Here is an 11,523-nt window from a genome sequence, read left to right on the forward strand (position 1 = left end):
CCTATTTTCCTAAATTTAAAGCATTTTTTATATTCAAATATTGTACTCGCTGTGCTATTTTTTCCAGCAATAGATACATGATTGGCGTGGTGTATAGCGTTAGTAGTTGCCCCAGTGCCAAGCCGCCAACAATCACAACACCTAGAGGCTGACGAAATTCTGCACCTTCGCCCCAACTGAATGCCAAAGGAATTGCACCCAACAGAGCTGCTGTATTGGTCATTAAAATTGGGCGAAAGCGCAATGCAGCGGCTGACAATACTGCGTCACGGGCAGATTTACCTGCACGACGTTCCTGCAAAGTAAAATCAATCAACAGAATGGCATTTTTCACTACAATGCCAATCAACAGGAACATGCCCAGCAGCGCAATTAAGGTAAATTGAAAATCAAATAGCCACAGCGTTAGCAATCCACCTAAAGCGACAGCTGGAATCGTAGATAAAATCGTCAGAGGATGAATTACACTTTCATATGTCACCCCTAGTAGGATATAAATCAAACTAATCACCGCTAGAATGAGTAATGGTGTACTTAATCCTGCCTGTAAGCTGTCTGCTTCAACATCTTTATCTGCGGTTATGAAAATCTCATTCGGTAGCATGATATTTGGCAAAACAGCTCGAATGGCTGCATCTGCCTGTTCAGCGCTGTAGCTTTGCTTTATCACATATCCAATACCCATGGCAGCATACTGGTTACGTCGATAAATTCGGTCATTGCTTATGCCATAAGACCAGGTAGCGAAGTTACTGAGTGGTACATATTCACCGTGTTGATTCGGAACTTTCACATTGGTTAGCGATTCTGGCTGTTGGGTAAAGTGCTGATCAACTTCCATCACCACATGGAATTGATTACTTTGGTCGTAAATGGTAGAAATCTGCCGCTGTGAGAATGAATTATTCAGCACGCTAGAAATACTTTCAATGTCTACGCCTAAACGCTGTGCTGCTTCTCGGTCAATATCTAGCATGACATGCTGCGCACCTTCATCACCTGCAGTTTCAACTTCTTCAAGTTGCGGCAATTTCTGCATCGCTTGGGCAACTTTGGGCGCCCATTCGCGTAGCAGCGCAACATTATCTGATTGGAGCAGAAGCATATGATCTTGTCCGCTACCACTGGAAAATGGATCATCCAGTTCAAGCTCCTGCTCGACCCATGCTGAAAAAACCGCACCAGCCTGCCATGGCGCATTCTGCTTTATTCGCTCGACAATTTCATGTGAAGTTTTACCCTCACGCTCAGCTTTGGGCTTAAGGTTCACCATTAAAAAGGAATTACTTATTCCTCCAGCCCCCCCCGATGTACCGATCACATCCTTAACGGCTGGATCACGTAATAGACTTTGGCTAAACGCTGCAATTTTGGGTTGCATGATCTGAAAAGAAAATCCGTCATCGCCTCGGATAAATGCTACAACTCGTCCAGTATCCTGTTCAGGTAATACCCGTTTAGGCAGTGCTTGATACAAGTAGGCCGATGCTGCTATAGCACCACTCCACAATATAATCACCACATAGCTATGCCTGAGCATCCATTTTAAGGAATGAAAATAACCATGACTGAGCTTCTGCATGCAGCCTTGGCTGATTCGGTATAAAGTATTGTTTCTAGCACTTTCAATTGGTTTCAGGCAGCGAGCTGACAAGCTTGGCGTGAGTACTAAAGAAATGAAAACCGATAAAAGCACGATAAACACCAGCGTTAATGAAAATTCTCTGAACAGTCGTTCAATCACGCCCCCCATAAACAACACGGAAATAAAAATCACCACTAAAGCCAAATTCATGGCGATTAAGGTTAGGCCCACTTCCTGAATACCTTTGAGCGCAGCTTGCACAGGTGACTCATCCTGTTCAATGTGGCGCTCAATATTTTCCAGCACGACAATCGCATCATCCACCACCAAGCCAATCGCTACAATTATCGCCATAATGGATAGATTGTTTAGGGAGAAGCCAGCCAGATAGATCAAGCTGCATGCGCCAATCAGTGTAACCAGCATCGCAATACTAGGGACCAGTGCACTTTGTAGGCGTCCCAGCATCAATGCAACTACCATAATCACCAACAGCATTGAAAAAACTAAAGTATCACGTGCTTCATTCAGTCCAGAGCGGATAATTTCTGAACCATCCATCACAATATTGAGCTGGGCATCGGTGGGAATCTGTGAACGTAGCTGTGGTAGTTTCTGTTTAATTTTTTCAATCACAGCTACAGTATTGGCATTCGGTTGCCGACTAATTTTAATAATCACCGCAGGATCGCCATTATGAAAACCGCTGACATAACGGTTTTCTACAGCATCCTGAACCTCTGCTACATCTTTAAGCCGAACGACAGTCTGGCCATGCTGATGGATGACCAAATTGGCAAAATCCGCTGCATTTTTCAAATTGGTCGAAAGTGCCACTTGCCAACGCAGCTGCTGAGTTTCCACTATGCCCAAAGCCTGCACTGTATTACTTTTGACAACCACTTCACGGACTTGTTCTAGCGATACGCCTTGTGAAATGAGTGCATTTGGATTCAAGATAATCCGTACCGCTGGCATTGATGCCCCGTCAATGCTCACATCACCAACACCGTTGATTTGTGCTAGATTCGGTTGTAGCTGGTTACTGGCAATTTCATACAGTTTGCCTGCCGATAAGTATTTTGAGCTAAACGCCAAATAAAAAATTGGACTTTGGCTTGGATTGATCTTGAAATATTCAGGTGGACTGGGCATGCCTGAAGGCAGCTGCGGCATAGCGGTATTGATAGCGGCCTGCACTTCCCGTGCAGCTTCATTGATGTCAATATCCAAATCAAAATGTAGTATTACCTGCGTTGCACTTTGGTTGCTGGATGAGTTAATGCCTTTCACTCCCGAAACACCCATCATGGCGCGTTCCAAGGGTGTGGCGACCGTAGCTGACATACTTTCAGGGCTAGCCCCGGGCAAGCTGGCCCGAACCACAATAGTAGGAATATCCGCTTGAGGTAAGGCCGCGACCGGTAAGCGAAAATACGCCAATATACCCAGCAGTATAATCGCAATGGATAGTAAGATAATGCCCACTGGACGGTGAATAAGAGTGGAGTGTAAGCTCAAGGCGCATCTCCAGTTTCATTCATGACTGATCCAACTGGCTGGACTTTTTGATGCGATCTTTGCAAGCGATCAAAGAATAGGTAAACCACAGGTGTGGTAAATAAGGTCAGCAGCTGGCTCAAAATCAATCCGCCCACCATCACAATACCTAAAGGTTGACGCAGTTCAGCGCCAGAACCTGAAGCCAGCATAAGTGGAATGGCACCTACGAGTGCCGCAAGCGTAGTCATGAGAATTGGCCTAAATCGAATTAAGGCAGCTTGATAAATTGCTTGTTGTGCTGAAAGACCTTCATTACGCTGTGCATCTAAAGCAAAATCCACCATCATAATTCCATTTTTCTTCACCAAACCAATCAATAAAATGATGCCAATTAAAGCAATCATATCCAACGGACGGTTGACTATAAAAAGCGCCAGCAATGCACCAATAGCCGCCGAAGGTAAAGTCGAAAGAATGGTAATCGGGTGAATAAAGCTTTCATACAATATGCCTAACACCAGATACATGGTTACGATGGCAGCCAGTATCAGCCAAAAAGTATGCTGTAATGAGTTTTCAAAGGCCGCCGCTGTACCTTGCAGCTCTAGGCTGACTCCTGCTGGTAAATTCAGAGTGTTTTCAACACGGCGTATGGCCTGAATTCCTTCACCTAAAGAAATTCCCTGTGCTAAGTTGAAAGATATGTTATATGCTGGGAACTGCGCCTGCTGTTGCAAAATAACGGGAGTACGCTTTTGTACAATCTCAGCCACCGAACTGAGCAAAACGGATTCACCGCTGGCATTTTGGATATAGGTTTGATTCAGCGCATCCATCCCTTGCGTCAAACCGGGGGCAAGTTCCAACACAATACGGTACTGATTCGCCTGCGTATATAAAGTGGCAATTTGGCGTTGTGCAAACAAATTCTGTAAAGCTTGACTGATATCCTCAATAGTTAGGCCTAAGCGGGCAGCTGCATCGCGGTTAACATCAATAAATGCTTGTAGCCCTTGACCACCATCGTCAATGGCTACGTCCGAGAACTCTGACTGTTGGCGTAAGGCTTCTACAAAGATAGAACTAAACTGCTGCAAATCTTCAGCTTTAACCGCGGTTAGACTGAGCTGGTATTGGGTACGACTGATTTTGTCCTCAATACTCAGCTCCTGCACGGACTGCATCCAGCCTTTAATTCCCTGTACATGGTTGAACTGATGTTTTAAACGTACCATCACTTGATCCGCACTGTCGCGATCGTGATGTGCTTTTAAGTTAATAAGAATGCGTCCATTACTGAGTTTAGGATTCTGCGCATCAATACCGATAAATGAAGATAAGCTCTCAACGGCAGGATCTTTTAAAATCTGGCTGGCTAGCGCCTGCTGCCGTTCACTCATTACTCCAAAAGAAATATCATCTGGTGCTTCAGTTATCACTTGTATGACGCCACTGTCCTGTATTGGGAAAAAACCTTTAGGAATCACCCAGTACAATATGCCAGCCAAAACTACTGTGCCAAGCATCACTGCTAATGTTAGTACCTGATGCCGAAATACCCACTGTAACGCCTTGCCATAATGTTGAATAATCCGGTCCAAACTCCAGCGGCTGCGGCGCGGCGCATGCTTTGCATCTTTAAGCAAATAAGCACACATCATGGGAGTCAGGGTTAAAGAGATAACCAGTGATAAACCAATTGCCGCAGCCAAAGTTACAGCAAATTCATGGAATAGTCTGCCTACAACATCGCCCATGAATAGCAACGGAATCAACACAGCAATGAGCGAGATGGTTAAAGAAATTAAGGTAAATCCAATTTCTTTTGATCCGTTGAGCGCGGCCTGCATTAGACTTTCACCAGATTCGCGATGACGAGCAATATTCTCCAGCATCACAATCGCATCATCCACTACAAATCCTGTGGCAATGGTTAAAGCCATCAACGTCAAGTTGTTTACCGAGAAGCCAAGAAAATGCATCAAAACAAAGGTGCCAATAATGGACAATGGCACCGCGATGCTCGGAATAATAGTGGCAGATAAGTTTCTTAAAAACAGAAATGTCACCATCACCACAAGGCAAACAGCAAAGACCAGCTCTTTTTGCACATCCTGAATAGCACTGCGTATACTTTCCGTGCGGTCTGTCAGTACTCTAATTTGTACATTTTCAGGCAGATTACGCTGTAATTCTGGCAAAACCTGCTTAATTTGATCAGCTACATCTATAACATTGGCATTCGGTTGACGCTGTATATTAACCAAAATGGCCGACTGACTGTCTGCCCATGCTGCCATGTAGCGGTCTTCACTACTCTCGATCACCTGTGCTACATCTTTCAGACGGATTGGTGCACTGCTATTCCAGCGTAAAATTAGATTTTCATAATCCGCAATAGAGCGAATTTGTTCGTTTGCATCCAACATGGTGGTGCGGTAAGGCCCATCAAAACTACCTTTGGGCTGATTGGAATTCGTTGCATTGATTGCGACACGGATATCCTCAGCACTCATTTTATAAGATGCAAGCGCAGCAGGATTTATTTGCACCCGTATAGCTGGACGTTGTCCGCCAGCAAGGCTGACCATACCTACTCCAGAAAGCTGTGAAAGCTTCTGTGCCACTCGCGTATCCACCATGTCATAGACGGTGGGGAGTGCTAAAGTCTTGGAGCTAATGGCCAATGTAATAACAGGAACATCTGCTGGATTGACTTTGCGATAAATCGGCGACGTCGGTAAATCGTTGGGTAGTTTGCTGCTGGCTGTGCTCAGCGCAGATTGCACTTCCTGCTCGACCACACCCAATTCTGCGCTCAGATCAAATTGTAAAGTGATCACTGATGCACCAACCGAGCTGGTCGAAGACATTTGCTTCAGACCAGAAATTTTACCCATCTCACGTTCTAACGGCATCGTCATTGTGCGCTGTACGGTATCTGGATTGGCCCCCGGCTGAAAAGTATAGATTTGAATAATCGGATAATCCACTTGCGGCAAGGCGGAAACTGGTAGAAGGCGCCAGACCAACAAACCACTGAATAACAGTGCTAGCATGAGCAACACTGTTGCAACTGGGCGTAGAATGAAGAAACGTGAAATATTCATGCTTTATCCAGTGGCCGATCGTGTTGAAGTCGCTTTTATATTTTCCTTCACAATTTGTACTTCATGCCCCTCAGAGAGTCGGTCAATACCCTCTAAAACCACGCGCTCAGTTCCGTTTAACCCAGTTAAAATTTCGGTTTGTCCTTGTGAAGTCACACCTAACTTCACTATGCGTATTTCAGCTTTATTTTGAGTATTAATCACATAGACATAGGTGCCTTTTGCGCCATGCTGAATAGCATCACTGGGGATACTGACCGCATCTTGAATGGTGTGAGCATTCAGACGGATATTGACAAACTGGTTTGGAAACAGCGCATCATCGCGGTTATCGAATACTGCTTTTAATTTTAAGGTGCCAGTATTAAGGTCTATCTGGTTATCCAAAGCCTGCACCTGTCCTGAAGCCAATTGTTTTTGATCAGCTTTGTCCCATGCGCTGACTTGTGCTTTCTGTCCTTGACTGGATGCTCCACGTAAGATGTCTAAATAGTTTTCTGCGACCGCGAATTGCACATAAATTGGATGAACCTGCGTTACTGTGACTAAGCCTGCTTCTTCATTGGCTTGAATTAAATTACCAGCATCCTTCTGCTTAAATCCTACTCGCCCTGCAATAGGGGAATAAATTTTGGTATAAGACAGGTTCAGTTTCGCAGCATCCACTTGCGCCTGATTGGCTTGAATTTGCCCTTTTAACTGATTCACCAAAGCTTGTTGCTGCTCCACCTGTTGTTTCGCAATTGAGTCTTGCTTAAACAGCAATTGATAGCGCGCCAGCTCAGTCTCGGCATTGCGTAGTTGTGCCATATTCTGTTGCTGCGTGCCTTGTGCCTGAGCCAATGCCACCTTAAAAGGTGCTGGATCTATTTGTGCCAGTAACTGACCTTTGGCAACTAAATAACCTTCTTGAAAATAAATACCTTGCAGCGCGCCTGAAACCTGACTTTGAACATTCACCATATGTGCGGGAATAACAGTTCCAATTGCTTTCAATTCAACACTTAAATCACGGCGCTCGACTGCAACTACTCGTACGGGTACGGGCTTGCTCCATTGGCTGAATTCTTCTGTAGGCTGAGAAGACGCCGTAGCCCAATATCCATAGCCTGCGCATAACGCCAGAATAAGAATAAATCCGATTAAATATATAAATTTAGGGACAAGAGGCTTTTTTTTGTGGTTTAAATTTTCAGTTAGATCACTCATGAACAACACTTACCCATATATTCGAAAAAATTGCAGCCCAAGTACCAAACACAGCAAAACTATACAAAAATTTAAATTCAACTTGGGCCGATATGACTGAATAAAAATGATGCAGCCTGCGGCCGCAGTAGCAATGCCAAAGCATGCCGTAATCCCCACTGCGCCTCCCCATGCTAAAATGCTAGTACACAGCGCAAGTATCAAACAGCACCAGCCTAAGCCATAGCTGAGTTTGGCTAGCTTGAAAGAAAGTGCATGATTGAGGATTAATTTGGCATTACGTTCCATGGAAAAGTTCAATGCAAACATACCTAAATAACTGAGTAAGCAGGCAGTTGAGATATTGACTGTATCAAGGCTCATGACAACTCCTTACTGGTCTGAATTACATCCGACTGAACCTGTTTTGGCATGCGCTTCGCTTTAGGTACTGGTTTTTTTAAAATTACGTTACGCTTCAACCAAACTTTGTAGGTAGCCCATGCCAAAAGACTACCCAAAAACAGAAATCCAAGGTCAATGCTGGCCAATTCATAATCCTGATGCATGAGTGAAGCGGCTAAATGTCGTTCTGTCGTCAGCGCATTTAGGAGTGGCAGCAATAGATAAGCCAGAGAAGCAACGCTTAGAATTTCCAGCCAAGCGCGTGCAATTGGCCTGCACAACGCATAAAAGAAACTCAATGCTAAAGTGATATACAAACTGTGGATTTCCCAAGCAGCCCGATCAGCTAGATTTATGGGAATTAGGCGGTTAGCCCAAAAATAGACTGCAATTGCTAAAGGCAACCCCGCAATCATGGCAATGTTCAAGCGCTCTACCATTACATGACCAAAACTCATCCGCTCGGCTTTTAGCTGTTTTGTTCTGCGTTTTACCGTCCACAGTACTAAACCGGTCGCAACCATCGCTGTACCCAATAATCCAGTAATGACATAAAGCATCCGAATCAGCGGTGAAGCAAAAGAGCCTTCATGCAGCCCCAACACAGCCAAGGCAAATTGCATTGGTGCTTTGTCTTCATTGGAGGGATTTTCAATAATTTTTTTCCCGTTGGATAAATCAAAACTCAGAGATGCGCGCTGTCTGGCAATACTGTCATGACTAATTTGATAGAACTCTGCTTTAGGAGGTGCATCACCTTTGGCAGGATAGAAATTCACGCTGCCAATGCGATGTACTCCCCATTCTTGTTGCACTTGCTGCAATATAGGTTGGACTGGAACAAAATGCTGTGCGCTCTGCCCCATCGGCTTCGCAACATTTGATGCATTGGTATCAAAGCGCGAACTGGGATACAGTTCTGCATAGTAGCGCTCTGAATTTTTCTCGCCAAAACCGTAAACCATTGGCACGCCAAACGGCATATAGGCATTGGCAAAAAAAATTAGGCCGCTATAAGTGATCATCAAATAGAATGGCAAAGCGATCACGCTGATGACATTGTGTGCATCCAGCCATGAACGCTGGCCTTTGGCGGGACGGAAAGTGAAAAAGTCCTTGAAAATCTTTTTATGGGTGATGATGCCCGAAATAATCGCCACGAACATGAACATGGTGCAGATCCCGACAATGCGGATGGCCCAGTCATAAGGAAGATAATGCAAAGCATAATGCATGCGGTACAGCGCATCGCCGCCACCAGTTTCCCGCGGCTTGAGCTGCTGCGCCGGCGGCTGCCCACTATTAATATCTAAAACTTGAGTACGGTATTCGCCGTAGCGTTGGCCTTCTTGCGCGGGCAGCGACCAGTTCACGGAGAATTCATCTCGGTCGCGAGCACTTGACATTAAATTGATGCCCCAACGTTCAGCCTGCTGTGCTTCCGGCAGTTGCTTCAAATAAGCATAGGCTTTACCCAATTGATCTGCTTCCGCTGGAACGGCTGCAGTCTGCATAGCCCTTTCCGGCTGCATCCAACGGGTCAGTTCAATCTGCACATAACCTGCTGTTCCAGTTAAAAACACAAAGAACAGTACCCAGCCGACCACCAAGCCAGTCCATGTATGCAACCAAGCCATGCATTGGCGGAAGCCTTCCTTCATAGTGTTCCCCACGGCTTGAGCAATACCGCCAACAAACCTAGGCCCGCAATGCAGCCTAAAGTCAGGCAAAACGCATGCAATGCATTTTTAATACTGAATATAGCCAAGATAAAAATCAGCCACACTATAAAACTCATCTGCAATCCAGCATATACAGCAAGAGCCAACTGTTCTGGAAACATAAGTCCAACCACTGGCACGGTTAAGTTGGCAATACAAAAACCGCCCAAGGAGGCAAGCAAAATACGCAGCAGTACCATAAAGCGGTAGCGCTGCTGATCATTAAGTTTAGAAATCACGGGCTTCATCTATTTATTCACTACTGACATGCAGAAACTTCTGTATACCCATTACGGGTATTTACTACTAAGACGAATGAAAAGAAAAAACAGCTCACAATAAATGTTGCGATTTGTAATTTTTAGTTGTTGTGTTTAATAATGATTATTATTAACATTATCAGGTAAACCTTCACCTCCTAATTTTCAGGACAAATTTTAGGATTGTTGTCTCAAGCCAATAGGCAAAAATATGAATCTGAATGTACAAAAACAGCTATGGCTCAGCCACGTTTATCAAACGCATCAAACTACATTATTGTCTTGGTTTAAGCATAAACTTCAGCATCACCATCAATCAGAAGATTTAAGTCAGGAAGTTTTTTATCGCGCTTTAAAAAGTAATTATTGTTTTACGAGCATTAAAGAACCGCAAGCGTGGTTAATGGGTATAGCGAAACATGTGATCATTGACCATTGGCGTCGTCAACATATTGAACGTTTATATTTAGAAGCACTGGCCTATTTACCCGAAGAATTTTATCCTTCCGCTGAGCATGAGGTTTGTATTCGCGAAACTTTATATCAAGTTCATCTCATGCTAGAAAAACTCCCACAACGTACAGCTCAAGTTTTTTTATTATCGCAATTAGATGGTTTGACTTATTATACGATTGCTGAAAAATTAGGTATTTCTGAAGCGACGGTTAAACGCGATATGAAACAGGCTTTCCTTGCCTGTATAAATCTTTATAATTCCGAACATTAATTCAATTTCATCTGGGTATTTATGTCTGCTCCTCAGCCCATTCCTGAGCATGTTATAGATGAAGCTACAGATTGGCTGGTCTTGTTGAATTCAGGGGAAGTCACTGAACTGCAACTTCAACAATTCGAGCAATGGAAAGCAGAAAAACAACAAAATGCTTTAGCTATTCAGTACATTGAAAGGCTGACTCAGGGCCTATCTAACCTTCCTTCAAACTTTCAACCTGAACTTTTAGTGAGTTCCGAAAAAAAATTTCATTCAGCGCTTAAAAGAAATATTTTACTTAGTCTTTCTGGATTATTTCTTCTTGGGTTTCTAGCCTCTTGTATTTCGTGGGAAAAATGGCAAGCGGATTATCATACTGAAGTAGGTGAAATTAAATCAGTACTTTTAGAAGATGGTTCACAACTAATTTTATCCAGTGACAGTTATGTCAAGATTAAATTTTCAACACAAAAACGTCAGGTCAAATTAATTGAAGGTGAAATTTATATTCAAACCGCCAAGGATCAACAAAAGCATTATCGTGCTTTTATTGTGGAGACACAGGATGGTCAAGTTGAAGCTTTAGGTACACAGTTTACGGTTCGTCAGGAAAATAGTCACAAAACAAAAGTAAGTGTTTATCAACATGCTGTCGCGGTACACGCAGAGCAGTTGACAGAAAGCCATGTTATTCACCAAGGTCATCATGTGGTTTTTGATAACCAATATATTTCAAAATCGACTGCTTTACAAAATGAGCATCCTTATTGGACTCAACGACTTTTAGTGGTTGAAAAATGGCCATTAGAAAAAGTGTTATCTGAACTCTATCGTTATAAGAAAGGAACTTATTTTTTGGATGAAAGTCTTAAAGCAATCCCCGTTTCTGGTGTTTTTTCACTACAAAATACACAGCAAAGTTTAGAAACATTGGCTTATTCACATCAACTTGACTTGAATTTTTATAGTCCTTATGTGCTGAAGATTAAAAAAAAGATAAAAAATTGACCTTTTTTTCTGCTACATCCGACTTATAGAG

The 11,523-nt window shown here is 43.6% G+C and carries 8 protein-coding genes; 2 read left to right on the forward strand and 6 right to left on the reverse strand.

The genetic code is table 11. From position 1 onward, the window contains the following. Position 1: 1 nt before the first annotated feature. The 6 genes from GA0116959_RS12835 to GA0116959_RS12860 are packed head-to-tail and all read right to left on the reverse strand — an operon-like array spanning position 2 to position 9,760. Entirely contained in the window at positions 2-3,106 is a 3,105-nt protein-coding gene (locus GA0116959_RS12835) for an efflux RND transporter permease subunit (RefSeq protein WP_092721012.1), read from the reverse strand. Beyond that, positions 3,103-6,198 (reverse strand): efflux RND transporter permease subunit, encoded by a 3,096-nt coding sequence (locus tag GA0116959_RS12840; protein ID WP_092721013.1) that lies wholly within the window; start codon positions 6,196-6,198, stop codon positions 3,103-3,105. The genes GA0116959_RS12835 and GA0116959_RS12840 overlap by 4 nt, the downstream gene beginning before the upstream one ends. Positions 6,199-6,201: 3 nt before the next feature. Further along, the gene (locus tag GA0116959_RS12845) at positions 6,202-7,407 is read right to left on the reverse strand and encodes an efflux RND transporter periplasmic adaptor subunit (RefSeq protein WP_092721014.1); all 1,206 of its coding nucleotides are present in this window, start codon (positions 7,405-7,407) and stop codon (positions 6,202-6,204) included. 9 nt (positions 7,408-7,416) lie between these two features. Beyond that, positions 7,417-7,770, reverse strand: coding sequence for a DUF3325 domain-containing protein (locus tag GA0116959_RS12850; RefSeq protein WP_092721015.1), 354 nt, complete (start codon positions 7,768-7,770; stop codon positions 7,417-7,419). Next, positions 7,767-9,452 carry a PepSY-associated TM helix domain-containing protein gene (locus tag GA0116959_RS12855; RefSeq protein WP_092721016.1) on the reverse strand — a complete coding sequence of 562 codons (1,686 nt, stop codon included), beginning with the start codon at positions 9,450-9,452 and terminating at the stop codon, positions 7,767-7,769. Before GA0116959_RS12855 ends, GA0116959_RS12850 begins: the two co-directional genes overlap by 4 nt. Continuing rightward, positions 9,449-9,760 (reverse strand): hypothetical protein, encoded by a 312-nt coding sequence (locus GA0116959_RS12860; RefSeq protein ID WP_092721017.1) that lies wholly within the window; start codon positions 9,758-9,760, stop codon positions 9,449-9,451. Before GA0116959_RS12860 ends, GA0116959_RS12855 begins: the two co-directional genes overlap by 4 nt. A 223-nt stretch (positions 9,761-9,983) precedes the next feature. Between GA0116959_RS12860 and GA0116959_RS12865 the strand changes: the two genes are divergently transcribed. Next, entirely contained in the window at positions 9,984-10,499 is a 516-nt protein-coding gene (locus GA0116959_RS12865; protein ID WP_092721018.1) for a sigma-70 family RNA polymerase sigma factor, read from the forward strand. 21 nt (positions 10,500-10,520) lie between these two features. Continuing rightward, positions 10,521-11,492: a FecR family protein gene (locus tag GA0116959_RS12870; RefSeq protein WP_092721019.1), complete on the forward strand. Its 972-nt coding sequence runs from the start codon at positions 10,521-10,523 to the stop codon at positions 11,490-11,492. The last annotated feature ends 31 nt before the right edge of the window (positions 11,493-11,523 follow it).

This window comes from Acinetobacter albensis (assembly GCF_900095025.1).
GTDB classification, from domain to species: domain Bacteria; phylum Pseudomonadota; class Gammaproteobacteria; order Pseudomonadales; family Moraxellaceae; genus Acinetobacter; species Acinetobacter albensis.

What these genes read in the sequence shown, in the direction of transcription:
- GA0116959_RS12855 (WP_092721016.1), bottom strand. Translation starts at nt 9,452, where the DNA reads ATGAAGGAAGGCTTCCGCCAATGCATGGCTTGGTTGCATACATGGACT.
- GA0116959_RS12870 (WP_092721019.1), top strand. Translation starts at nt 10,521, where the DNA reads ATGTCTGCTCCTCAGCCCATTCCTGAGCATGTTATAGATGAAGCTACA.
- GA0116959_RS12850 (WP_092721015.1), bottom strand. Translation starts at nt 7,770, where the DNA reads ATGAGCCTTGATACAGTCAATATCTCAACTGCCTGCTTACTCAGTTAT.
- GA0116959_RS12845 (WP_092721014.1), bottom strand. Translation starts at nt 7,407, where the DNA reads ATGAGTGATCTAACTGAAAATTTAAACCACAAAAAAAAGCCTCTTGTC.
- GA0116959_RS12840 (WP_092721013.1), bottom strand. Translation starts at nt 6,198, where the DNA reads ATGAATATTTCACGTTTCTTCATTCTACGCCCAGTTGCAACAGTGTTG.
- GA0116959_RS12860 (WP_092721017.1), bottom strand. Translation starts at nt 9,760, where the DNA reads ATGAAGCCCGTGATTTCTAAACTTAATGATCAGCAGCGCTACCGCTTT.
- GA0116959_RS12865 (WP_092721018.1), top strand. Translation starts at nt 9,984, where the DNA reads ATGAATCTGAATGTACAAAAACAGCTATGGCTCAGCCACGTTTATCAA.